Source organism: Alteromonas antoniana, from assembly GCF_019249295.1.
GTDB classification, from domain to species: domain Bacteria; phylum Pseudomonadota; class Gammaproteobacteria; order Enterobacterales; family Alteromonadaceae; genus Alteromonas; species Alteromonas antoniana.
The window spans coordinates 173,213-198,941 of sequence record NZ_JAESDH010000003.1 but is presented as its reverse complement, the minus strand read 5'-3'; the positions used below and the strand labels follow the sequence as shown (position 1 = coordinate 198,941).

Genomic DNA, 25,729 nt, shown 5'->3' with positions numbered 1-25,729 from the left:
GAATACATCAAGTGCAATAGCACGAAAAAGAAATACCCCTCGTGATGAGGGGTATCAGATATTAGAATCTTACGGAAACTCTGGACCTTCCCGATTCTGTAGTTGTGATACCAGAATCGGTATGAGTTATTCTTACCGTTGCGTCCAAGTAACACGAGATTTCAGCACCCGATGACTCAATATAAGCCCAGATACTCGTACCTTTGTTCGCGACGTCCACACAAGACCCCGAGACCTCGGTAACACTTAAAATTGTGATTGAGCAGTCACCATTGTCACAGACCCCTCCGCTAACAGCTTGTGGGAATATTTCGAGTGAGGACGCAGCCGTCGTGCTCATGAACGCAAGATTATTTGAGTGAGCCCATGGCTCCGTGACAGTCCGAACGTTTTTCGGTTGCATGAGGCCACTTCTCGTCCACACCTCCTCGACACGATACTCGACGTCATCAGCAAGATCCGATGGTGTGATTGGAACATTCGTATTGCTGTAAGACACCGTTCGGTTCATTTCTTTGTCATCACCTGTCGATGTGTTTTCTAAGGTGGCAACTACGGATTCACTGAAGCTTGAGCTTGCGGCTACAAACTTGCCTACCCGGCATGCGGCACTGTTACCTGTGTAGCCAGCGCTGAAGGTCTGGGAAGCGCACCCAGAAATGATATTAAGGTTACCCACATCCCATGTCAGGCTGCAGCCATCTGAACACTGCGTAATGTTCACCCTAAGCACTGACTCGTAAGAGCCCGAGGGATCAGATACGTTGCAATTAGAACAAGTTAAACTGGCCCCTGGCGGGTTGTATGCAAGAGTTGTGTTCTCATATTCCACCAAGGTATTCAGCGTTGTTACATCGCCAAATACATTGTTTTCAAGACTTGCGGTCAAATTTGCATTGAAAGTGGTTTCGGCCGAAAGGCTTTTGCCTACCCGGCATGTCAGTGTACCTGTGTAGCCAGCACTCAAGTTACGAGCACTACAGCCACTTATTGCATTTAATCCATCCAGGTTAAACGTAAGTCTACACCCGTCATTACACTGTGTTACCTCAATTTCAATCTCTGAAGTATAAGTACCGCTGGTATTTGCTTGATTGCAGTTTATACAGGTAAGCGCCATCTGCGGAGCGCGAGGAACCGTATTCGTATATTTGATCGTCGTAGTAATACTGTTTGAGAATGAAGATCGTCTGCTGTTGGCCATAGTGACCACAGGGTTGTATACAGATGTCGAGCCGGTCGATGCACTTCCTTTAACTCGACACGTTCTTGAGCCGGAGTATCCGGCTGGAAATGTTGCTGAACCACAGCCGCTAACCGGAGATAACCCATCCAAAGCGAAGTTCAACGTACAACCTTGCAAGCATTCAGTCACATTGACCGTAATGTTTGAAAAGAATTCGTACTGGGGTGCGCTTTGGGTACATCCAGCGCAATTGATGACAAAGTCCGGCTCTTTCTCTAAACAATAGCCAGTCACATTAATGCATCTATCCATTGCACTAAGCAGTGCTTCCATATTACTCGCATTACTATTAACGGATGATGTCCCTGTCGTGAAATCTCCTGTCGCATAATATGAGTCGCCAGAGTAGCTGGTAGCGTCAAAGCTACTGCTGATGGTTGTAGCGGTAATAGTACCTACATCGAAGTCATTGATATTGGCAGTACCCCCCCTTAATCGATTCGCAGAGAAGGAATCAATATCTGCATTCGTAGCCGAGATGCGACGTGTTGTAAGATCGTCGGTTGTTACACTGCTTGCATTCAGTGCGCCAAAATTTGCTGTATTCAAGGAGGCAGTTTCAACTGTGAGAAGTCTCGTGCTCGCGACGTCTGCAATGAGATCTTCTGACACCATGTTGTTATTCACCCATACATTAACAATCTCAGCTGTGCTGCCATTCAATGAATTAATCGTCGCGCTTTCTGCACCAAGATCCGCAAAGTCTACATTGTTAGTGTGTGCTGTTAGATTAGTCACCGACGCTGTATTAATGTCAGCTTCGTTTACCGATGCGACGCTCGCAACGACAGGACCGCCAGCAGTCATTACATCGCCGGTCAAATCATTGGAGACTGTGAGTGCGTTCGATACTGTCAATCGGTTATTGACAGTCAAGTTCGTAGAGTTAAGAGTGCTGAAACCTGCGGTCGAAGCATTTACTGAATTTGCCGTACCGGTAGTTGAAGCTGTAGATTGCGCAGTTAAATTTTCAAAAACACCTGAATCAGCCTCTGCATTCCTTGTTGCTATAGCTTGCGCGGTTAATGAATTAATATTACCGAAATCAGAGTTGACACTTCCCGCTGTTAGGGTGTTGATTTGGGCAGTATCAATATCTGCAGTCGCTGCATTGATAGTATTGGACTCTATAACGTCAACATCAAGAGATTCGCCAGTTGCATTATCAAAACTAACCTCATTGGAGGTAAGTGCATTGAACTCACCTGAACTTGCGTCGACACTATCTGCCACTGTGGATGTAGCTGTAACATCTCGAATCGACGCTGTGCTGCCAACAAACGTGTCAGCAATAGCACTATCAAAGTTTACTCCAGCAGATTCGATCAGGCCAATGTCCGCAAAATCGCCACCACCACTGGCCAGTCCTTGTTGTAACGTCAAGGTATCTCTTGGAGCGACAACTCCCGCAATAATATCTACGTCATTACCTCTTGAGACAATTCTGTTTCCACCAATATCAAGCTCGGAAGAAACCACGGTGCGCTGTGTTCTGAGAACGTCCACATCTAAAGTTTCTGACGTAACCCTGTTGGCCTCCAACGTGTCTAAGTTAAGTATCGTATTACCACCAAGACCTAACGTTGTTTCCATCTGTACCTTTTCAGGCGAAGTTGTGCTGTCATACCTCTGGAGCCGATCGGCAAATATGCTCGCTTCTGTTGGAGGTCTGATCGTGCTGGTCACTGTTGTACCAGCTACGCCAGGCTGAACAACCATTTGAGACACTTTACGCGCTCTTGTTGCATCTCCTACATTCACTGAAAACTGCAAGTTATCGCCAACTTGTGTGAATGTTATATCCTGCCCTCCATAGACCGTATTATCCCCGGGCTGGTAAGCAGAGATTTCTGCGGGCGTACACCAACGCCTCATATCGTCAAAACAATCTAATTGCGCAGCCTGCATTTGCTCTAACTGCATGCTGGTGGTGTTGACTATTTTCTCTTCGTAGGAAATTTGAGACTGCTGAATGCCGTAATACGACGCGACGCCGGCAGCTATAAACCCTAAGCTAACGTATCCTAATAGCGCGGCACCCCGCTGTTTAAGGCTCTGCATTATTGACACCCATCAGCAGCAACACACGATTCCCATAACGCATTTATAGAATCGTAGAGCGCTTTATTGCCGTTCACAGAGTTACCAGCTGCAGTTCTGAAATCACCAGTAGCTGTGTAGTTCCCACCGGAGAAATCCCCGCCGTTAATATTCGAGGCATTAACGGTATCCGCATCGATGCTGTTGATATTCAGTGAGGACATTTCCAAACGGTTAATGTTCGCTACATCAGTGTTAAGTGTTCCGGACACCGTCGCACTATTCGCGTCAAGGGATGAGGTAGTAGTAGTCCCCGACACGTTCATGCTGTTTGCAGTCGCCGTATTTAGGGTTGTAGACCCCGTTGCGGTGAAATTTTGCGTCGTCAAGCTGTCAATAGTAGCTCGATCAACATTAGCACGATCAGCAGTGATGGTCCCATTCACCCTTAATGAATCAAACGTTCCTGAAGTACTCGTGAAGGTATTAAAACTAATTCTATTTGCACTCAAGTCTTGAAAAGAACCGGTATCAACTGTTATGCGGTTCAAGATATCGAGGTTTCCAATTGTGGCCGTTGTGATGTTCGCGGTACCTGCGTTCATCCGATTCAATGAGGTGGTTCCAGATACAGTCAAATCGTCCGCCGTAACGTCATTAAGGTTTGCGTTTGTGGCGTTTAATGTTCCAACGGTAGCAGCCGTGATGGTACCGACCCCGGCATTAAGCGAATTTACGCTTAAACTGTTCGTAGTAAAATTATTGATGGAAGCGTTTGCGACAGTAGCAGTGCCTGTGACTTCGAATGTTCCAGTCGTAATATCATTGGAAGTAACACTGTCTATGTTTGCTGTTGTCGCTGTAAGCTGGCTTGCGGTCAGGTCCTGTATGTTGGCATTTGTTATAGTCGCACTCTGTGCATCCAATCCGGTTACAGTTGCAGTGTTGACCGTTATGCTTTGACCATTCGCGTCATTGAACGATAGTACCTGTGTGTTCAGGCTATCGATCTCACCAGTGCCTGCGGTAAGGCTGTTGGTATTTACATTTGTCGAATTTAGATTGTCCAGCGTCCCCGTGTTCGCATCAAGGCTATTGGTGCTGAAGTTATTAAAGTCACCTGTAGTTGCATCAATTTGGTTAAAGCCTGTCGCATTATTCCCATTCGAAACAATATCTCCGGCCATCACCAGGTTACCAGTGATGTTGGTATTATCAGCATTAATATTTAATGTAGTGCCCACAGAGGAGATACTGTTTGCCCCAAACTCCAACGTGTCTACAGTTTGCAATACATCGATTATTGCTAAATCCGTATCAATTTCATCGGCGACAATTGTTGTGGTTTCAAAATTGTCCACACCAACGATGTCGTTACCATTGACATCCAAATCTGTCTGCATCTGGTTTAATTCTGGGGATCCAGCTATTGCTGTCCTATGGAGATACTGTGATGCAATGGTTCCGAGGGCTGGAACCGGCACACCAACTGTTACAGTGTCACCCGCTACCGCCGCCCCGGGCAATTGATCGCGCATTGAAAGCGCCTTGCCGTTGTCATCGGTGTCGATGCTGAACTGATACCCCCGAGCAGCGGCCGCGCCAACATAGTTTGTTCCAAAAGGTGAAACCACGTCGCCCTGGTAGTAACCTCCATCGACAAGCTCCGTGATATCAGCAGGGGCCCGGCGATTTTCGGTATAGAACTGATTATAGGCATGCTGAAGCTCACCAATATCGCGCTCAGCTTTTTCCAGTTTAGCGACTTCGTTCTGGGTTTGTTGAAACTGAGCCCCATAATAGGCACTGACACCAAGAATAGAAGCTACAACTGCGAGCTCGGCTAAGGTGAAACCGGACTGACGGCTTCGTAAGTTAAGTGTGCGGCGGATTAGGTTGCTCATTCGGGCTACTCTTTTATGCAAAACAGTTATCTATAGTGCATTATAAAGACGCAGCGAGGTAGTTAGGTATAACTTTTTATAACAAGGTATTATTTGCAGTAGCTATCACCAAAGTATTCCTGCATTTGTTGCAGTCTTACTTCAGTGGGGGATCGAGATACTGGAGGCTTGAAATGATATACCACTGTTGTACCTATCGCTTCAGCTGAAGGATCGGCATCAGCTAATTGTTGCGCGATTGGGGCAGATGCCGCGGTCGTTCTGACCTGAATGTCGGGATTGTCCGTACCAGCTCCAACAATTAACACTGTGAATGGTAAATCCATTCTGTTTTCAGCTGCTCCGGCATTTAAAATAAACTCATCATCAATCAGGGACGAAACAGAGGGGGAGGACATCCCAGCCCCTTCATCGCAATGAAACGTATAGTAGGCTTGTGCGGCGCTGCCAACCACGTCAGCGGAGAATTGCACCGACTCATAATCCAATATTGCAAGCTCTGTAGCCTGGTCATTGACAATGTGGTAAGACAACACCGCGACTATCGCCAGCACGATAGAATATTGTGCTAGGGTATAACCGCGCTGCTGTCCCTGTTTAATCATCATTAGCCAGCGTTAAGAATCAGTGTTAGCGTTCCCGAGGCGTATGACGCTGATTCTGCGTAGCTACCATTTAGCTCATCTTCAAACCGAAGGCCGGCTTCATCGTCATCAATGCCCTGAAACTCAATTTCAACTTGTGTTTGGTCCGCGGTATCAACTGCCATAGTAATGTCACCATTCCAAGGGTTTGCACCAACACCAGCGTTTGCGCCTGTTCCCATGGTGTCCGGGATAAGTCCGCGTTCGGCAATTGCTTGCATTGAAATACCTGTTTTATCGCCATTTTTAGGGCCATATTTCTGCGCTGCTGAAAGAAGGGTGCTAACCTGCCTGAGCGCGTCGTCGACCTTGGCGTTTTGCTGACCAGCTTGAAGTGCGGGATAGATAAAGTACGCAGCTGCTGCCATAAGTACAGCAACAATTGCGAATTCAGTGAAGGTAAAACCTTTGTTTTTCTTAGTGGTGTTAACAAATGTAGAGGTAAGTGCAGTCATAAGTATTTCCTATTGTTGACTTATAGAGAGTGAAGTAGTCATGAAACCGATCATTAATGAACCCAGTAAAAAACCCCCTACTATCCATGCGAATAGTGTTAAAAGAGACTTTGAACGGGCCAAAGTAAATGCGATTTCTTTTTCGGCGTAACTTGACGCTGAAGTAAGCGCCCTGATTTTTGCTTCCTGCCCGTTTGCCTGTGACACAGCATGTATCCGACTCAGCAATCGTGGAGGCAACAAATTGACGTCAAGTACTGACCCCATATCAGCCACACCTTTGTGAAGCGATTCCTTCATTAGGGTGGTGTAATGTTGGGTATACTTGCCAGAATTCTCATGGATGATTTGTACCGCCTGATAATCTCCGCAGTAGGCAGTCTTTAAAACCGTGTACATTTTGATTAGACGGAGCGCTTCAAAGCCCTTGAACAATGACAACGGAAAACCACTGTCCAACTTCAGACGCAACGGATGTGTCACGCTGTTGCAAAAGATATTGTAGGCTTTAAGAATGATAGGGATTGCTAACAATGCCAGTACATTGTTGTGAACTTTGTAGCTTAGCTCATATGCAAACTGAGCTGGTGGCAACCACCCTGTGACGGGCTTGAACGAAGGAAATCCTAACCACTCAGCCTCGGCCATAGCATAATACCCAGCCAATCCCATGAATATGAGAAGCAACGGCATCTTCACACCAGCGAACAGCGACTTTTTAAATTCTTTGATCTGGGTAAACTGCTGTGCATAGATACTAAGCACTTCTTCGATATTGCCAGCTTGTTCTCCAGCCTTATAGATTTGAAGCGCATCTTTATCAAACCAGCGTTTCATGCCATCAGAAACTTCCTTACCTTCGTTCAAGGCTTTAAGGATATCTTTAGCCACCAACGCTTTAAGTGGCTTGTCGTTGGACTTCTCTACACCCGAAATAATGGAGTCTGCAGCATGCTTAGCACTTCCTGTTTTATAAAAGCTCGCAAAGTCGATGATAAAGTCCAATTGCTGTGACTTATTAAAAGTGAAGCGTCTCCATAGATACTTTACGTCCTTCACCTTATCCCAATGTATGCCTACTGAGTCGAGCATGAAGACTAGATCTTGAAGGTACCCCTTTAAAAACCGATTAGCCATTCGCGCCCCCGTTGGTTGAGGCATCGATTTTTTCCTCTACAGTCTGAAACCGCATGGCGCTATAAGAGTACTCTGAGGTGTGCGTGTTCTCGCTGTCTCCAAGTGCAGTAAACAGATCTGTCGGGTCTACGATTCCTTCCTGGACTTTACTTAAACCCACGTCCTCCATGGACCGCCATCCCTTACTCTTTATGTATGGCAAAACGTCATTGTACCGGTCCTCTTTCAACAGACGCCTGACTGTGGAATCAAAAATTACAATTTCACCAATCAGCTGGCGGCCCTTGATGCCTTTATAGTCGCAGTTTTCACATCCCTTCTGGCTTTTGATAAAAATCTCACCATATGATTCATGTGAATGGGGAACTTTGCAGTGTTCACAAAGTTTAGGTAGCAAACGTTGGCTCATACTTGCTGAAAACAGACCTTCCTGTGCTTGTTTTTGGAAAGACACGCCAATGGTGTTCAATCGCGGTAGCACAGCCAGTGAGTCATTTGCGTGCATGGTTGCAACCATTTTGTGACCAGATAGCGAAATATTGATGACGTCGTCTGCAACTTCCCCTGTACGAATTTCGGATATTCCGATCACCTTGGGGAATTGACGTAATGCAGCCTTCAGATAGGCTGGAATGGTAAGTCCCTTTTCAGGAACAACCGGCTCTTGCGTAACATGCGGGTGGTTGATGATATATTCGACCGGATCTTCAATTACAACAATCCGCCACTTTGGATTCATCGCTTCATAGAAGGCCTTGAGGGTGACTGACTTACCATGGCCAGTTGGCCCCACGATCAATATTATTCCTGTGGGCAAATCCTTTAGATAGTTTAGTGTTTTCAATTGCCCCGGCTCAAAACCAAGATCTTCCAAAGACAGCTGGAATGACTGATTGGTTTTGATGATTCGGACTGAAAGCGTATAACCATTATGAGCGTACGCCTTCTCCGAGCGCAGTCTCACCTCTTCTACGCGTCTTCGACCGTTCTTATCTTTGAAGTTGATTTTATAGGTAAGGTTTTTGTCCATGATTTGCTCATCTTCAAGTGAGCCCGTCATGTTTTCAGATTCTGTGTTGAACATGGCATTGACCATGGCTTTAGCATCACTCGATGCCAGGGTATTCTTTTTACCCATTGAGCCATCGGTTGAAAATGCATAGTAGGACATCGCTTTGTTGTAACAAATAACAAAGTCACTTGCTCCTTCAGCTAGGCCTTCTCCAACAACGTTATTGAACATCTCTTTTGCTGCTGTATAGCCGTCATCCCTATCGACTTCTACATCTTCATGATTGCCGTCATCTGATTCTGAGTCGTTTAATAACGCACGGATCGTTTCATCATCCGAAAGATTTTCTATGAAATCATTTAGCTTGAACCCCTGAGCGATGTTTTTGAGGTTTCTAATCTTTGCTCTGTTATTTCTCTTTGCCTCAGCCGTAGTCAGAAGAACTGGCTTAAATAGTTTCTCCCTATGCACAAGAAACATAATGAAGCATAGGTTACTTCCTGCACTTTGCTCACCGGCAAGTACTTTTGACTCCTGCAGTGTAGGCTCGAAAGCGACATATCCAAGATCAAGTAATTCGTTGACGTCCATCCTTGAGATACTGTCATCACTGATATGCTTCTGCTCTGGCTCTGGCTTTCGCTCTTCTGCATCCACCTCAATGGGATCAGAAGGAGGTTCTTTTAAGTGAACAACGGAACTATTTGAATCAGACTCCCAAGAGCGTGAAGGCTTATCTTCCGTCAAATCGATTTCAATTGCGTCGTCCGGATATTCTGTTTTATCTGTCATGGGTACTTCTCAAATCCTGTACAAATTAATAAACAGACACGCATTCTTCGGAGTCGCAAAGTTGCACATCTCTCAAACTCACAATCTTCACTGTGAATTTACCGGCAATCTTCGAGTTATGACGCACGTTGTACTCCTTTCCGTTCGCAACAAGTAAGGCTACAAGTTCGTCTGTTCCCATATCTGTCACGCCCAACAAGGAGAAAGCGGAAGCACTAGGCCCCTTTTCTCCCTCGGATTTGCCCTTGTCTCCAGCGTCAATGTCTACGCTGCCGCTCTGATATTTCGCATAAGGGGATGACGGGGCAGGCGCCGACTGAATATCATTGACTTCCCCGTCTTCGAGCGCCTTAAGACCTTCCTTGCCAAGTTTACTTAGCTTGAGATCCCATTCTTTTTCCTCGTATTTCATGCGGGCAATTTCAGTGGCTTTTGATTGAAGTTCAAACTCTTTAGAGATAGCCGGCAATCGCATCGTATAGTCAAGCGAGGTCAGCGCTGCTTTCTCGTCCGGCGACGCGCTAACATAATCATTCACTATGGACTCTAAATCTTTCGCTGTTGCAACTCTCTGCGGAGGAGGCACATCTGTAATGATTTCTGAAGGCTTACTCGGATCATCTGACGGAACAAATCTTGAGCCCTTAGGTATGTCCTGAGGCGGATTGGATTGCCTGGTTTCGGGAGCCCCCTGGTTTCTGGCACTGCGTTTGCCAAAAGAAACTTCCTCTTCACCGCCAATGATGCCCTGGTCGAAGGCCACAAAGCCTCCAAAGCCAATAGCGAGTATTCCTGCAAATATTATTTGCGTTGGGGATGATTTTTTTGGAGCTTTTGCTTTCTTATTGGCCATTACTTGTCTTCTCCGTGGATCCAAATCGTGAAGTTCCCAGTGATATAACCATCGGTAACAACATAATTTGCGCTAATAATTGATATGGGCATACCCTTAGTAATCTGAGCTAGGACACCCAGTTCCGAAATCGGCATTCTGGTGAAATCCAGTCCGACCCTCATTGACTTCCAGGTATTCTGCTTTCTATCTCTGACTTGAAAATCCATAAAGTTTACTTCTATCGTTGGAATAAGAAGTGTTATGGCGTCGCTCAGCAGTTCGTATGCCTCTCTCAGGTCCCAGAGAACAACCTTATCCTTTGGGTAAACAGGGGTATTTTGCCCTTCAAACACCACTACATTACCTTCTTTGGTAACATCCGTGACGCCAGGCAGACTTAGCTTTCTTGAAACAAGTGCGACGAGACTACGCAGTTCTCGCAGAGATCCTTCATCGTTTTTCATGTTATAGATGACGTTGTGGACCTGTGGGGTATGTACAACACGATGAATCGTCCACCCACGAGTAAACTGCTGAAAAATCATGTGATTATTGAAGTCCTGGGCAAACCGGTTCGATGCTTGAGGAAACATCGATGTCATATGCTTTTTATAATCTTCGTACTCATCATGGGTGACATGAACGACTTCTTTGGAGCGATCGACCTCGCTATCACTTAATGCCCAGCCACCTAAACCAAGTACTATTATCAGTGGTATGGCCCATCTGAGTAGAAGACCTTTCGGCTTCAAGCGCGGACCAACCTCTCCCTCTTTGACAAACTCACATGAATCAGAAGGAACATATGTTTCTGTCAGCGGAGCCTTCAGTATTTCCTGTGTCTCTTCAAAATCGCCAAGACCAAAGTAGTTCAATAACGAGTCATCAATGCCTGTCGTCTTAAGGCTAAACCGTCTTAATATTCCCTCTTCATCCTCGACTAATGACCGAATCTCTTCCTGGATATCCTCAATGCTGCTTAGTACGTCAGCTACTATTTGCCCTTTATCAAGGATTACCAGCAATACCTGAGATTCAAATCCATCTCGGAATTCTTGGGTTTCAATGTAAATAACAGAGTCCGCTGGGCCGTGACTCTGCTTGAACTGGTGTGCGAAATCCCAGTACTTCGTATCATTTGCAACCGTAATGCTGCATAAGCTAACGATAACCTCGTTGCCGTCCAGTATTGGACACACAAGATTTTGTCGCGTGTCACGCATCCTGGCTTCAATCATGGCCTTCGCGTCAGATACTTCAAATGTGTACCTTGCCGGCTCGATAATCCATGAGAGATTGTCTACATTGCGCGTTAACTCAAGCACAGTATTACTTCCTGATGATTCGTGGAGTAATTAGGATAAGAGTCTCGGTTTCTACAAATCGAGTGCCTTTTTCGCCCCCAAGACCAAGGGTCCCGCCAGTATTTTCAGTAACTTCCTGCCGACTGGTTCCCAGACCACCCAACAAGATCGTTTCGCCATCTTTAATGTGAAATGTCTGGTCAAATTCATTGGAATTTGTGGAAGGCGTTTGAATAGTCGCGTTACCAGATGATGCACTTTCGATTTCAACCAAGTCAGAAAATGAGTTGGCAACCTTCGCAAATACACTCCCCTCGTTTAAATCAATATCGGCTAACGCCCACAGCTGCAAACCTGTTTTGACTATCCCGGGAATGAGTATTTCAGTTTGACCAACATTTGCCGTGGCGGATGATCCGGCGCTGGCCAAGTAGGACCGGTCTGCGCTATCTACGATTTTCGAAACGCGATTATTGGTCACCACCAGTGAAGGATTAATGACATTCAGAACCGCGCCTCTAGACTTCAGAGACTCGATGAATGCTGTCGCGCCTGCATACTTCCCTTCTTTTTTAGTGTAAGTAAATACCGTAGGAGTTATAGAGCTCACTAATGAACTTGCGAAATTTGTGCTCAATGCCTGAATCCCTGATGAGGCAAGATCGTTCTTAATAACCTCAAAGTTCACAGCCACTTCGTCCCCTTGGCTTTTGACATAATCGACAATCATGATGTCAAATACCGCTTGCGCAGTGAGCCTTGTATTTTGCTGTTTGATAAAATTACGAACTCGGCGAACATTCTCCGGATAGTCACGGATGACTAAAGAGGTAGTCGAGTAATCGACAGTGACAGTTCCCTCTTGGCTCTTGAGCATATTGGCAGTTGTAAGAATGGATGCGAGAGGACTGTTTTCTTCCATCAGCAATGAAGAATACGAGCCGTCATCACTAATCCCAGTATCGGAAATAATTGTATTGCCCATACCCTGCTGACGCTGCTGAGAGTCCTTGGCGTCTTCTTTTCCGATTCGGTAGGACTCGATGCCCGGGAACGTGGATATATCAATGAAGTCAGTGATATATTTGCTCCAGGTAATGACATCCCCTTCTACCGTGTATCCATAGGCTGTTGCCAGCTGCACTTTATCTAAAGCCTCTCCCACGGTACCGTCATGAATCATCGAAAATTTCTTATCGCCATCTAGGCCGTCAAGATAACGCATGTTCACGCCGTGCTTGTCCTGCAACATCAACATGAACTGATTCAGGGTGAAGCTACGATAATTTCCGCGCCACTTTTTAAAATACCAATCAGGCTTTTCTTTCTCTTGCGCCTGCAGCTTTGGCGCATAAAAGGCATCGATTTCATTGATACGTGCCATAGGACCAAATTTCGGTTCAAATGTCTTTGCGCCCTCAATAGTATCTTTGGCGTTGTCCTGTATTTCTTTTCGTTTTTGGCTTGTTGCTACTTCGAAGGTAGAGCAACCCGTAAGTAACAAGGCAGTGATAAGAAAGCCTGCATTTACTGATTTCATTTATCACCCCCACGTACCACTATCACATTGTTTTTATAGACATCCGCAAAAGCGTCATAGCTCTCAAGTATCTCAGCGAAAATCTCAATGTAATCGCCTCTTTTAATTTCGATTTCATTGAACCACTGTACATTGTCATCGAGTTCCCACACGAGCTGTGGTGCATTATCAAGCTTGGAAACCAACTCACTCACTTGCGGGCCAAGAGGCCCTGGTCTCATTAAAAATTTGACACCCGCTTCTTCGACAACGCCGTTATCTACCATCTGTTGATCGGTCATCTCTCCGGGCGCACTAACAAACGATTCTCCATTTACCTTTGGACCTATATTTTCAGGTGAATAGCTCGCTGCGTATGCTTTTACTTGACCGTTAGTAACCAACTGCTCGAATTCACTACCTTGGAAGTTTCCGTACCACCCGTTGGTGGCAGTTAGGATCCCTCTTCCCTTTTTCTCCAGATCTGGATATTTATCATTCGGTAGCTTTGCAGAAGGGCAAAGACCACGCCGCTTGAATTTACCAACCTCAATAACGTTGTTCTGGTAGATGCAAGCTGACAGACCCAGTCCAGCCAACATCTCAATAGCAATTTGGTCTGGATTTGCACCAGAGATCTCAATGTCTGCAGGCAGGAATCCGCTGATTTTGTGTCTGAACACAACCTCGGACATTGGATACAATCTTTTTAGAAGAACCGTGACCTGCGTTTTCACATCACCTTGAGGCACTACAAAAGACATGGAACCAGCGCCATCAAATGACGCGTCAACCACCTCTATAGACTTAGCGTCACAGGCCACCAATGAGTAAAGTAAAGTGATAACAGCGAGAATTGATTTATTCATAATTGCAAACCCTGCAGGTGATGGTCAGTTCAACGACGTCATTTCCCTTATAAATTCGGAAATCATAGGCGTAGTCGCCGCCTTCATTTAAGATGGATTTCAGCTGAGCAGCATCATCCACAACCGATGATCCTTTAAGAGTTACCGGTTTGGTCAAGGCGGGTTTAGAGCTAAATCCGTGCTTGTTTAGTACAAGGGTGTGGTTCCAACGTTGCCAGAAGAATTCTTTTAACGTCTCTTCGAGATCCCCTGAGTGGACAGTACTGACAAAAACTGTGTTTTCGACGTTCACGTATGTTCTTCTGGAATCGACCAGCGACTGAGAGTTCAACTTTGTATTTGGGACTAGAGTTGCTTTCTTTCTGGCCAACTTCTCCCGACGAGCTCTCTCCGTATCATCTACGCGGGTATAAAGCTCATCTAAGTTAAGAAACTCTCTCGTCCTCGCTATACGGGAATTAATCATGATACTGCCGGGCAGCACGTTATCGTTTGGACGCATCGCGACGACAATTTTTTTATGCCCGTCTACAAGAAAACCGACGTTACTGGTGCGACCGATCAGATCAAGTGTATCCACCCAAAGCATGCCATCTGGCCACGACACCTTCTGCAACGAGACCTCTTCTTCCAAAAACCGCATTTTCCAATCCTTCGGAATAAGCATTTCTGCGGCAGAGGTAATCGACATCCCCTTGCCTGGTGCACAAACTTTACCTTCTCGCTCGACCATGTTGTCCGTCGTTAGGCAATCACCAGCCTGTGCCCCAAACGCGCAACTTAAGAGGACCAAAATTGGCGCTATCGCTAATTTCCGCATCACTAGATTCTTTTTAATTAAACTCATTATGCACATTGTATATCAATTGTTTCGTTGTGCAACTGTTAAAATAGACAGATATTGGGCAAAGACATGACGCTTATAGGCATGGTGGTTATGAGGATAATCTCCCCCTTCGTCGTAGTGATAATTGGCCGCCCCTTTCCAAACATCGCCAGCCTCTTTTATCTCTCGGGAGAGTAGGAACGCAGCGGCCATAATGTTTTTGCATGGGCTGGTAATCATGTCATCCAGCGTATAGCCGATTTGCATAATTTCCGTTTCTCGCACTGTATTTATTTGCGCAAATCCATGGTCAAATGTGCCGTCATTATTTTTCCTTAGCGGGTTCATATATCCCGACTCCCACATCAACACTGACAGAAGAATCAACTCATTCACTTCGAAAGTCGTAGAGGCAGCTGTCACGCAATGCTTGTACTTTGCGATAGGCCTGGCCCGCTCCAACTCTGAGTAAATTGCCTCTCTGAGTGAACCAGAGGTATCTACCTCTGCCAGCGAACAACTGGAAAATAATAAAAACAGAATGACGCTGAACGGGCTCAGGGGCTTAACAAAGATAAGTGCGCTCATCTCGCTCAACCCACAAAACTTTAGGAATAGAAACTTTTTCTGAATTAAATAGCAGTTCAGTATTGATTTGCTTTCTGCGCTTTATCTCGTTAGCAATCGCCGTTTCACAATATCCACCAGCCCAATCGACATATAACTTTCCAGCAGACTCGACAAAATACGTCTCTATCCCGTAGTTTCTGCCTAATTGGGCAACAATTTCAGACACTGATTGGTTGTTACTCAACCAGCTCACTCTAAGAGCCTGGAGTTCCTTGCTTATAAACTCGGTGCGCCACGGTTTGTCGATGACTAACTCAAGAACGTCTTCCAAGCGGACTTTATCGCCAACCCCTGACTTTGGTTGAGTAAATGGATTATCGATTACCGGAGTAGGTTGTTCGATTTTAGGCTCGTCAATAATTTGAAATCCGGCCTTGGCACTTTCTGTTGGTAAGCATACAAAGCAGATCACAATTGAGAGGTACTTGCTAGCCTCACGTAATAGCGAAAATTTTTCCGTAGGTTTAAGGGGGTATGTACTTCGACTCGCTCTTTTACGCCCTTTCATGAGGCGCCTTAATAATTCCATGGGGGTCATACCTTTTTTTATTGCAATAAATTTGAAAACTAAAAACACAGCCAACGCTTTCCATAAAAACGGAATGAAGAAGCCCGCGACAAAGGCGACAAAATCTTCTGGTTGTATAAACTTTGTTTTAATATTGAGTTGGTTACTCATCTGGGACCAATGCATAATGTCACCCACACCCTGAAATTATGATTTTGTGCACGCTTGCATCTATTTCCCCGGCAGCAAGTGCCCTGTCTGCATCCTGCCTCATAGGCTGGCCATAGGCTTCAACACATTTGTCTATCTCTGAATAGAACCGCTCTGCTGGCACATTCTCCAGGCGGTTCTTTACCTGCTCATCAAAAGCCAGATACTCCTGAATAGGTACCCGGTTATCTCCCATTTTTGCGAGATACTGGACGACTATGAGTGAAGTGTTGCGAGCAATTTCAAAAGCTCTCATCATTTCTCGATCTGCTTCAAACTTCTGTGCCATTCCTTTGATCACGCCACTCACTTTATTGGCATGAAAGGTCGTGTAGCATGCATTACCTATGTTTGATGCATCGTACATTTGGTCGATACTTTCCTTGTTGCGACACTCTCCGATAAGTATGTGAGTCGTGTTCATCCGTTTAGCATTTAAAATGCCTTGCTCAAACGTCTTGGTATCATGTCGCGGGCCCACCCAGTTTTGGGTGATAATATTTCTTCCTTTGTCCACATTATGAAAAAGGTACTCGGGCGGGTCTGAATATTCAGCTAACACTACATCGGGCCTGTCCATCCCCTTATAAGTAAGAATTTCATTTATAAATGCCGCCAGGAGGGTTGTTTTCCCGGAGCCAGTTTCACCAGCAATTATCACCAGACCTTGGCGCGGAAAGGCCGCATCTAAAATATTTTTGTCAACGTTGAGTTTTTGAACTGTGGGAATATCGTTCTCGATAAGCCGCATTGTGACCATAACCCCACTTGGGTCATAGTCACTTTGCTCTTTCGTTATGATCGTTCTCATCCGAACGGTATGCTTTCCCCTGAGGTCGTTCTCTATCTTTGAGAACTGAAAATCTCCAATATATTCAGAGCCTGATCTTACGTCGCCCCAAATCCCTTCATCGTAGTATCCGCACACGAAGTTCTTAACGTCTTGACGCGTAAGCCGGGGCTTGCTCGAAAGACGGTAGTTAGTACCCTGAGATCTAATAATGATTGGGTGACCGATTCTGATATAGATGTCCGAAAACGAATCTATTTGTAGTGCATGTCTGAACAGGTGAATAAAATCAATAAAGGTCAACTCTGGAGCAGAGAGTGTTTTGCAAAGGAACTTGTCTTCATCCATAGCTACTCAGTCCTTGGCAAAATCCAAAAAAGATGGAAGACGAGGTATGGATTCCCAGGCATCACGATTGCTGATTAGTTTTGGGTTCACCTTAACTTCAACTATCACTTCGTCTATGCTCATAGTGGAGCCACCGCCTGTGACAGCATAGAAATTGCTGGAAAACTGAGGCTCCGTTACCATATTGTTATCCCGGAGTATGTGATACATCAGGTACCCGTTATAATCGTCTTTGAGCCGCGCTAGCCTTCTCTCATATTGGTCATAAGCGTTTTCTACGCCTTTTTCCCATCCCTCTCGTACTTTTCTTTTCCAGATTGCTTGCTCTTTAGGGGTTTGTGGTAATACAGAGTGGCGATTAATTGAAGGGGGTGTGAGCTCTATCCGGAAATAGTCTCTCCACGATGGCATCACAGAAACGAATTTTGGTTGCTTTACAATATTTGGGATATATGCCGCTCGCCTGGCAGCGCTTTCCGTAATGACTTCCCTTCCCTTTTGAATAGTTATCTTTGCCGGTAAAAGGAGAAAGCCTTCTTTCATCATCATGACGGGGCGGAAGTCGACGAAAGGAGCATCTGCGAATCGCTTATCCAGATGTTCCAGAATAGCTTTCAATGTCACATATTTGCCCCCTTGAAAACCGTAGCTAATTGCCGCATTTTTTAAGCCGGTTTCAGACATAGATTCGGACACCGACTCATATTGCTCAGCTGAAGCACTGCTCAACTTTTCAAATAACAAATCCGCTTCGTTTTCGATGGTTTTTGCAAACGCTTGGCTGCTTACCAGCAACGCGAAAAAATAGAAGGCGTATCTCATAGATCGCAACCTCCCTCATACTTGATGGCAACAACACCGTTTGAATACTGGTTTGCTTTAGGTGAGGGATAGACACAAACCCATGCTTGGCCTTTAACCTGTGCTCCAGCGTCTCTTAGAATGTCGACCACAGGACGCATCGTCGTATCCATAGTGAGGTAGAGCTTCTTCCGCTTGCCGTATTCCTCAAATCGATAATTGGCCATTGCTGCGGCATCTGCCACAACTGCCCGCAGAGACGCATATGTTGTAGTAGTCATGGGCACTTCCATACCTGGCGGAACTTGCGCCATCTGCCGCTTAGCATATTCAGCTTCTTGAGGTGTCATTTTTCTAACTGCGAGCGCATTGGTTGTTTGTTCCATCACGCGAATACTTTGCTGAATCGAGGTAGCCGTAGCTAGTAACTCCTGATCAACTCTGCTTGTATCCAACAGAGCAGGCGACTCACTCTCTGTGCTCGCGCATGCTGAAAGAATCACGCAGAGCGACAAAGTCGCTAACAGTCCGTACAAATTATGCATATCATCTACCTGTTAAGTCATAATGGCGATTAATTTTAAGCAATGATAAGATGAAATGAAAGCTTAATTTTGCACAACGTATATATTTTGAGTACACAAACCCATGATGAGATTAGAGCAGATAGCTTTTCGGGTGATGAGATTTGATTTTGATTTGTCTCGGGTCGAGGGCTTGGCCAGTAACATGAGGCAGCAAAAACTGAACGGGTTGATAAACCGTTTTTATCGCGAGCTACATATTGTACCGCCTACCCATATTGATCAGACGCCTGAGCTAATGGACCAGTTTGTAAATTTTCTCTGTGACAGTGTCGCTCCCACTGTTTCAACGAACACATTTAAAATTTACCGGAATAGCTGCCTTCCAATAATTCCGTATCCGGACCTTGCAAGTAAGTTGCGCAATGTCTCTGGTGTCCACAGCAAAAATAGAAAATCCAGTAGACAGCCTAAAAGACAAAAGCATCTTCAAAGCCACCAGCTAAATACCATCGTCGAATATAACAATGAATACAGAACCAGGTCGACTTACGCAAAGGTATGCAACATCTTACTCCAGGCAGGAGTGGTAGTAGGACTTCGGCCGGGCGAATGGTACGACTCGATGTTAAGGCACTGCGAAGGGCGCTTAACTTTGATTGTGCGTACTGAAAAGCTCTATCGTGAAAAATTGGAAAATATCCAACGAGGGTCTAATGAAGATCTATCCCTTTTTCTCCCATATAGGGGAATTCCTCTTGATCATTTAGATGAGCATCAGGTCGGGATTGTGAGAAGTGCTTGCAGGATGATGAAAGACGTCAAAGACTCTGAACAGGACAATGATAAATTCATAAAAGAAACCGCAGATTGTCTAACCGATACAATCACGCAAATCTGGGGAAGGTTAAATAAGCCTGGTATCAACCTCTACTCAGCCCGCCATCAGTTCATTGCAAACCTGAAAGCGTCAAATATTGAAGATCGAACCGTTACATACCTGGCTGGTCAGCTTTATGATGGTACCAAACACCGGCACTATGCGGGAAAAAGGCGCGGAGAGCGTTCAGCTGTCCCTACTAACGTTGAGCACATACAGTCCTTTATCCAAAAGAACATTAATTCGAAATTTAAGTCTTCCGATTAGTAGAAATCGACCCCGCTGGCTTATCCAGGCGGGGCCTCAACAACATACACTTTTGTTCAAGGTAACGCTTACAACTTCGGCGCTATGAACTCATTGTCAGTGTCTTCGGTGAGACTGGACTTGTGGATGTTTGAAGCGCCAACAACTCTCGCATTGTGTGTTGCGGCATATTCCTTCATAGCAGACACCATTTTCTCAACCGGCAACACACTCACTACGTTGTTTGAATCAATGCGTTCGCCTTCACTTTTAAGGCAAAGGAATCCAAACCCAAATCCGGCCTGTGAGACTCTGTCATTAAACTCGACGACCTCTATCTCATTGCCTTTGATAATATCCTTTATCTCAGGCAAAGAACTAACATCGTGCATGAGAAAATCATTGGGCTTAAGAAATTGCTTTTGGTGTGCTGACAGCGTATAGACCTCACCATGGCAATCGTAAACCCACCCTTTCCGCCGATCGGGCATGAAAACAATTCGGGCTACGCTGTCCTGCACACCGATCAAATCTACCTTGGACACATAGATTTGATCTTTACGCATCAGGCAAAACTCCGTCTGAGACTAACAACTCCTTGTATTCTTCCAATTCTTCTTCAAGCTCGAAGTAGCCTTGGAACTCAGTGCCTCTAACAACTCCGGACACCAAGTCACCATCTTCGTCAAACTCCATTGAGAATACGACTGCAGATGCACCCTCGATGCTTTCAGTTAATGAGCAGACTCTATTAGTTGGGTCTGATATAAAGCGATAATTGCTTCGAGTACCCGTTTTAACAGTCTGCGTTTTGCTGCCAACAAGCTCAATCAACCCAAGCCACGTTAATGTTTCAGCCATAATATTCTCCTATTAGCTAGCAGCTGCCACTTGGCTGCCCCGTGCCGCCAAGCTTGTATTTTCGAAAGCGGAGTCAATGTAATCGTCATCCACCACCAATTTCCCACTGTTAATTGCTGAAATAAAGATAGTGCCATCCGAACCGGTCTTTAATCTGTGGTCGGTCTCGTTGTAAACAAAATCCAGAATACTTTCCAGGTTATCCATGGTGGTGGTTACCACATTATACGCTTTCTTTTGTTCAAATGTGGCTGACGAGCCAGCTGCTCTTCTGAACTCTGACGTTTTGAACTCCTTTCCGTGCTTCGCGTTCTTTGGAAAGGAGAAGAACACCTTGTCATCATCTACGTTGATCGTAAGGTTGATATTCTGAGTTGGAGAATAGCCAACCATGCTGGAGTCAATCGTAGCTTGCGTAATACCAATACCAGGACGTCTTTTTACCGTGTAAGCAAGATAGCCAAGTACATCATTTGTGGTCTCAAGATTCTGAGCTCGATACAGGATGTCATCGTACGCCACGTCCTTGGGCATCATTACACACGAAATACGCTCACCTTTTTCGTTAGTGTACGAACCCACGGTACCTGCTTTGAGGTCTTCAGAAAGCTTGATAGCCTCAATCATGTTCCCGAGCATAACCACCCGGCTTTCCCTTCTGTATTTACTCTTGGCTGTTGCAAACTCAAGCGCAAGAGGATGGCTACTTTCGAAAGCCTCTCCTGTGAACTTGATTAATTGCGAATCCGTACTCTCGTTTCGAAATTTTGTTTCCTCCTCCACGATATTCCGAAGCGACTCAGAGAGGGTATTATTATCTCCAGGCCGAACATATCTGACCGCCCAATCTAGTGGATTCTTAGAATAAATTCTAAGATCACAAATCACGGCCGGCTTCACATCACCAGTGAATGATTTAGCTTCAATAACCTGACCCACGAAAATTTTAGGTAGTAACTCCTTTAAGGTCTCTGCTTTTTGTATATATGCTTGGATCTGGCCAGCAGTGGCGTCCGGATCACCGTCCCGAAACTTTCGCTTATTCTCGTTGATGAAGTCACATACCTTATCCACTAGCTCGTCATAGGTGGCACAGCCGCGTTCTTCCATTTCAGTTGCAAGCATGGATTTGCTTTCTTCAATACGCTCCATCAGCGTTTCATCTGTATAAAGGGCTGGTGGACTATATTCAATTTCCCGCAGCCGCAATGGCTGATCCCAGACACTCTCGTAGTGGGATTTTTCTACACCTTTAATTACATCTTCACGATTGGTTTCGGCATTAAAGTTATAATCGTGCTTACCGAGCGCATTTTGCCCTCTCGCTGTCCGCGCTTCTAACTCCAGGTTATAAGCTGCAACGACTTCTTCAAGTACGTGTTTCTGCATCGCGTGTGGCAATCGCGCTAGCGCATCTTTGAACCGGGTGGCGAACCCATTAAACTGATACTTATCATCACCTTTAATGAAGTCTGAAGGTTTCAATCTCATCCGCTGCATTACGTCCGCATTTTCCAATACGTAGTTCATGCAGACTTCATCGCCCACCTTGTTGATAATGTCGGCGCTAATAGTTCGCTTTGCGTCGGACTCGCTTGAACCGGTAACCGATGCTGAGAATTGCTGCAATCTGGAATTATGAATGGCAACCTGTAGCTGAGCTAATGGCAGATCGACTTCGACATAGCCATAATGCGGAAAGCTCACCTGCCCCTTTCGATTAATGCGGTTTTCTACCTGCCTCGCTTTAAGAATGTCGTCCATCATCTCCAGCGTAATCATGAAGCGCTCCCGCTTGTCTGCGAACTCAGGGCTTGCATGCAGTGATATACCGGTCGAACCTGACTGGTTCACTACCAACGCATCTACCTCACCGCTGTTGTACTTAGCGATTGCTTCAGGCTTTGCCATCTTATTTAGCGACTTGTATGTGTAGCCGCCCTCTGGATGTGCAACAAAGCCTTTTGACCGACCGGTAATCTCTTCAATTGCCAGGCCGTTCTTTACGGCAGCATTTTTCACGATATCTATCGGAGCGTAGTGAAGCTCTGGTATTGCATCTATCGCTTTATTAATCTTCGATACAATTTCTTGCAGGCGAGTGCTTACTTCAGAGGTTGGCGCGAGATCTCCCAATGGAATAGAAAATTTCGACTTCCCTCCATCTTTCATCACTTCCAGGCGCATCACTTTTTCCGCAGTTTGCTTAAGCACGTCCTTAAATTGAGGGACGTGAGTGAATACCCATTCGTCCCCTATCCGCTTTGGTAGGTTCTCAGCTCCGGATTCGGTTAGTTCCTCACCGCGTTCCTTGGCCTGGGCTAGCGCAATTTTTTGTTGCACATACTCATTTAAGAATGAGGAACCGGTATTGTTTAGACTTATGATCGGTTTACGGTTTTCTTTTATCTGCTCGAACATTGAGTGGACAGTAGATAAAGTCCCCAGGGCCGCAAGATACATTTTTAAGAGATTATTGAAACGAGAGGTAAAATGAGACGAGCCCACCTGCAGGCTTGTAGAGTTTTTAGACAAATGCCCGCCGTAGCGTGAAATGGTGTCACGAAGAGCTGTCTCTCTTTCTTCTGCGAAAATATGCTCCTTCGCCTCACCAGATAAAGATGCCAACAAAGAAAAGACTTCAGACGCTTTATCCTGAATACGGACAGTTTCCTCAATAGGACGAACATCTTTTATTTTGTGATATGTCGCCTTAGAAAGGTCTTCTTCTCGACGAATGTACATTCCAGCCTCAGCAAGCATTTGTACGAACGACGTCGTCACATTTACGCCGCCTTTGGCGAGAATATGACGGAATTGCTCCCGATCATCGACAATATCGATAAGCCGATGGTAGAAAGACAGGTTCTTTATGTGACGTGCTGATGTACCAGTGGCCATAAGACAGCTTGGTACGGAATCTAGCAAACGCTCAACCACATCATTGGTATTACCTGTAAGTGAGGCCCCGTTGTGGATTTCGTCTGCTGCAATCGCCAAACGACGCCGGGAATTTTTTCTGAAATATTCAATCACTTCATACTGACTTGAGTCCTTGTAAGCGTAGGACGAGCGTCGTGCTGATTTTATCTTGTGACGCGTGGGACGCATTTGGTTGTATGTAACGAACAGCATATTAAATTGGTCCAGATCCATCTGCCCATCCAGTAGTACCCTGTTCCGTTCGTGCGAGCCTTTGTCCAGCGGCTCACCATCCTTACTGAACGCCGTTTTATCGTTATTGATGACGTATGGATTGATCAGGTGGTCCGATTCAATATCTTTCAAGTCCCGCATGATGTCAGTAAACAATGTATCGCTTTCAGTAATAAAAACAGGAAGCTCATTATTCAGTATTTTGTATCTGATATACGCAGAGATTTGCCTTCCCTTACCTTGCCCGGGCGCGTCCCCCAATAGAAAGGACTTTTCGTTCATTTCATTGTGGATCATTTGAGCAATCGCAGAGACCTGTTCACCGTTAAAACAACGATGCAATTGGTCTTCGGTCATCTGTAGCTTATCCATGACAAATTCATCGATATCGCCAACTGCTTGTACTAACCGAAGGTGCGCTTTCCGTGTAGCCAATTCGAGGTCCCGGTTTACCATCGCATCACCCGAGTCAACTTTTGATGAGTGCTTGTAGGGCAGCTGAAATTTGTTTGCTACAAGCTTGGCACCGTTCAGCTCTGTTTGCCCGAGGATTTCGCTTAACCGTTTTACTTCTTCGCGTTTCGACGATTTTTCTTCTAATGTGTCAGCTGCTTTTTTATCAAGCCAGACGTTAGATAGGACCCGGATCGCAGCGTGCTCATTCGATATACGAATGCTTTCTGGTACTTCTGCATCCATGTCTGGGATAAGCTGTCTACCGTCGACATATATTAGCCTTACGTTATTACTCTCTCCTGAACGTCCCAGCAGACTATTGTCCATTTCAACGATATCTTTTACTTCATAACGTGGGTACAACCACTCCAGAAATGACTTAAACTCCCCGTCAACAGCCCCGTTTTTGTTCATCGGCTCCTGTATGGCCAGAACAGCCGCACCATCTTCAGCCATGGAAATCAGTGACTGAGCAGTATCATAGAGATCTTGGCGTGTATATTTTACGCCGTCATAACTCTTCGCGCTGTCCATTGTCTTAAATGGCTCATTGGTGACCACCAGGCTATAATCATCATCGCTTTTGAAGTTACGTGAATCTGCACTGTAATCGACATTGCTATCACCTGGGCGAAATACATCTGCCACAGTTGGTCTCACACCATAGTTGACCAAATGGCTCTTCACATTCACAGATTTAGGGAATGCGCTTTCAAGAACTCCACCATTTGACGCAGTAATCATGACAGTTTGCGCAGACTTTGCTTCTGCAATGTCGCTGATCACTGCCGATACTGAAGGCGGTAAAGCGACTACCGATGCGTCTTGCTCCAAATATGCCGATGGAATATAGGGCTTGCGTTCAAATAGGCTGTCTACGGCCTCGTTGAACTCTGTTTCTGAGTCAGCGGCGTTACTCATAGTCTCCAACGAGTTTGTCAGAGCAAGTGTAATTGCCGATTCTACGCGACGAAGTACTGAGCTGCCGGCATCAAATTGCTCTTCAGCGTACTCGTCAAAATCGATATCAAAGATAATACCTGTTATCCGCTTCAGATCATCAAAATGGAAAATCTTACCGTCGATGATTTCGCGGGCAAATGGCTCTACTGCTTTAATGACCGCGAGATCAGGCGAAGTTATCTTTCCGGCTAACAAAAACTGAGCTTTATCAGATTTAAAGTTCATACGAACGATGCCGCCATCCGCTTTCTCAACAACACGCCCTTCGGGAGTGTCGTAAACTTTATCGCCGTCGACGTTAACTCCCAGCAAAAGGTCCTGTGAAAGCTCAACTTTCAAAGATTTAATATCCTTTTGCATTTTAGATTCAACAGCTTCTTCATCATTCGAGCTACTCTGGGACTTCGCCCAGGCCGCCAGATCCGGCACCAGCACTTTTTGAACAGGCAACATCACAGCCTTTGACTCAGGCAGCAATGACTGCAGTTGCTTGAAGAAGGACCCGTTCAATTTATCATGGCTGGCAAACATAACGGTTTTGCTGTTTGGCCGCGGCACAAATCCCAGTTTTTCCAGCTTATCGTAACTATCATCGCCTACCCCCCATGCTACGAGGTATTTTCGTTCGTTTGACAGTTTGGTCATCACAAGTTGGATGCCATAAGCAGACATGTCGATCCATTTTGTTTCTTGTATATTTTTTGGGGAGTCGGTTGTCGTAGCCATAAATCCTTCCACTACCTAAATTTCATTCTTAAAAGGAAAAAGGCCGC

Annotated in this window: 20 protein-coding genes; 1 reads left to right on the top strand and 19 read right to left on the bottom strand. The window is 45.5% G+C overall.

What is annotated here, in order from left to right; translation table 11 throughout:
• Window positions 1-61: 61 nt before the first annotated feature.
• The 16 genes from JKP77_RS03595 to JKP77_RS03520 all read right to left on the bottom strand — a co-directional run bounded on the left by JKP77_RS03595 (window position 62) and on the right by JKP77_RS03520 (window position 18,415).
• Entirely contained in the window at window positions 62-3,307 is a 3,246-nt protein-coding gene (locus JKP77_RS03595; protein ID WP_218309857.1) for a hypothetical protein, read from the bottom strand.
• Entirely contained in the window at window positions 3,307-5,190 is a 1,884-nt protein-coding gene (locus JKP77_RS03590; protein WP_218309856.1) for a hypothetical protein, read from the bottom strand. The genes JKP77_RS03595 and JKP77_RS03590 overlap by 1 nt, the downstream gene beginning before the upstream one ends.
• A gap of 89 nt (window positions 5,191-5,279) precedes the next feature.
• Window positions 5,280-5,798 (bottom strand): hypothetical protein, encoded by a 519-nt coding sequence (locus JKP77_RS03585; RefSeq protein WP_218309855.1) that lies wholly within the window; start codon window positions 5,796-5,798, stop codon window positions 5,280-5,282.
• A complete protein-coding gene (locus JKP77_RS03580) occupies window positions 5,798-6,289 on the bottom strand; it encodes a hypothetical protein (protein WP_218309854.1) in 492 nt (163 codons plus the stop codon). The genes JKP77_RS03585 and JKP77_RS03580 overlap by 1 nt, the downstream gene beginning before the upstream one ends.
• 9 nt (window positions 6,290-6,298) lie before the next feature.
• Complete coding sequence (locus JKP77_RS03575; RefSeq protein WP_218309853.1) at window positions 6,299-7,426, bottom strand: type II secretion system F family protein; 1,128 nt, start codon at window positions 7,424-7,426, stop codon at window positions 6,299-6,301.
• Window positions 7,419-9,230: a GspE/PulE family protein gene (locus JKP77_RS03570; RefSeq protein ID WP_218309852.1), complete on the bottom strand. Its 1,812-nt coding sequence runs from the start codon at window positions 9,228-9,230 to the stop codon at window positions 7,419-7,421. Before JKP77_RS03570 ends, JKP77_RS03575 begins: the two co-directional genes overlap by 8 nt.
• A 25-nt stretch (window positions 9,231-9,255) precedes the next feature.
• Window positions 9,256-10,083, bottom strand: coding sequence for a hypothetical protein (locus tag JKP77_RS03565; protein WP_218309851.1), 828 nt, complete (start codon window positions 10,081-10,083; stop codon window positions 9,256-9,258).
• Window positions 10,083-11,390, bottom strand: coding sequence for a hypothetical protein (locus JKP77_RS03560; RefSeq protein WP_218309850.1), 1,308 nt, complete (start codon window positions 11,388-11,390; stop codon window positions 10,083-10,085). The genes JKP77_RS03565 and JKP77_RS03560 overlap by 1 nt, the downstream gene beginning before the upstream one ends.
• A 4-nt stretch (window positions 11,391-11,394) precedes the next feature.
• Entirely contained in the window at window positions 11,395-12,909 is a 1,515-nt protein-coding gene (locus JKP77_RS03555) for a hypothetical protein (protein WP_218309849.1), read from the bottom strand.
• Window positions 12,906-13,757 (bottom strand): hypothetical protein, encoded by an 852-nt coding sequence (locus JKP77_RS03550; RefSeq protein WP_218309848.1) that lies wholly within the window; start codon window positions 13,755-13,757, stop codon window positions 12,906-12,908. The genes JKP77_RS03555 and JKP77_RS03550 overlap by 4 nt, the downstream gene beginning before the upstream one ends.
• On the bottom strand, window positions 13,750-14,604 hold the full coding sequence (locus JKP77_RS03545; protein ID WP_218309847.1) for a hypothetical protein: 855 nt from the start codon (window positions 14,602-14,604) through the stop codon (window positions 13,750-13,752). The genes JKP77_RS03550 and JKP77_RS03545 overlap by 8 nt, the downstream gene beginning before the upstream one ends.
• A gap of 15 nt (window positions 14,605-14,619) precedes the next feature.
• Window positions 14,620-15,171, bottom strand: coding sequence for a lytic transglycosylase domain-containing protein (locus tag JKP77_RS03540; protein ID WP_218309846.1), 552 nt, complete (start codon window positions 15,169-15,171; stop codon window positions 14,620-14,622).
• Window positions 15,149-15,892: a hypothetical protein gene (locus JKP77_RS03535; RefSeq protein WP_218309845.1), complete on the bottom strand. Its 744-nt coding sequence runs from the start codon at window positions 15,890-15,892 to the stop codon at window positions 15,149-15,151. The genes JKP77_RS03540 and JKP77_RS03535 overlap by 23 nt, the downstream gene beginning before the upstream one ends.
• A 19-nt stretch (window positions 15,893-15,911) precedes the next feature.
• Window positions 15,912-17,069, bottom strand: coding sequence for an ATPase, T2SS/T4P/T4SS family (locus JKP77_RS03530; protein WP_218309844.1), 1,158 nt, complete (start codon window positions 17,067-17,069; stop codon window positions 15,912-15,914).
• 6 nt (window positions 17,070-17,075) lie between these two features.
• Window positions 17,076-17,891: a type IV secretory system conjugative DNA transfer family protein gene (locus JKP77_RS03525; protein WP_218309843.1), complete on the bottom strand. Its 816-nt coding sequence runs from the start codon at window positions 17,889-17,891 to the stop codon at window positions 17,076-17,078.
• On the bottom strand, window positions 17,888-18,415 hold the full coding sequence (locus JKP77_RS03520) for a DotD/TraH family lipoprotein (RefSeq protein WP_218309842.1): 528 nt from the start codon (window positions 18,413-18,415) through the stop codon (window positions 17,888-17,890). Before JKP77_RS03520 ends, JKP77_RS03525 begins: the two co-directional genes overlap by 4 nt.
• 103 nt (window positions 18,416-18,518) lie before the next feature.
• Here JKP77_RS03520 and JKP77_RS03515 point away from each other — a divergent pair, with 103 nt between their 5' ends.
• The gene (locus JKP77_RS03515) at window positions 18,519-19,541 is read left to right on the top strand and encodes a hypothetical protein (RefSeq protein ID WP_218309841.1); all 1,023 of its coding nucleotides are present in this window, start codon (window positions 18,519-18,521) and stop codon (window positions 19,539-19,541) included.
• A gap of 68 nt (window positions 19,542-19,609) precedes the next feature.
• Here the strand turns inward: JKP77_RS03515 and JKP77_RS03510 are convergent, their stop codons facing one another.
• The 3 genes from JKP77_RS03510 to JKP77_RS03500 are packed head-to-tail and all read right to left on the bottom strand — an operon-like array spanning window position 19,610 to window position 25,682.
• Window positions 19,610-20,086 (bottom strand): hypothetical protein, encoded by a 477-nt coding sequence (locus JKP77_RS03510; protein ID WP_218309840.1) that lies wholly within the window; start codon window positions 20,084-20,086, stop codon window positions 19,610-19,612.
• Window positions 20,079-20,381, bottom strand: a complete 303-nt coding sequence (locus JKP77_RS03505) for a hypothetical protein (protein WP_218309839.1) — start codon at window positions 20,379-20,381, stop codon at window positions 20,079-20,081. The genes JKP77_RS03510 and JKP77_RS03505 overlap by 8 nt, the downstream gene beginning before the upstream one ends.
• 12 nt (window positions 20,382-20,393) lie before the next feature.
• Complete coding sequence (locus JKP77_RS03500) at window positions 20,394-25,682, bottom strand: strawberry notch-like NTP hydrolase domain-containing protein (protein WP_218309838.1); 5,289 nt, start codon at window positions 25,680-25,682, stop codon at window positions 20,394-20,396.
• Window positions 25,683-25,729: the final 47 nt, after the last annotated feature.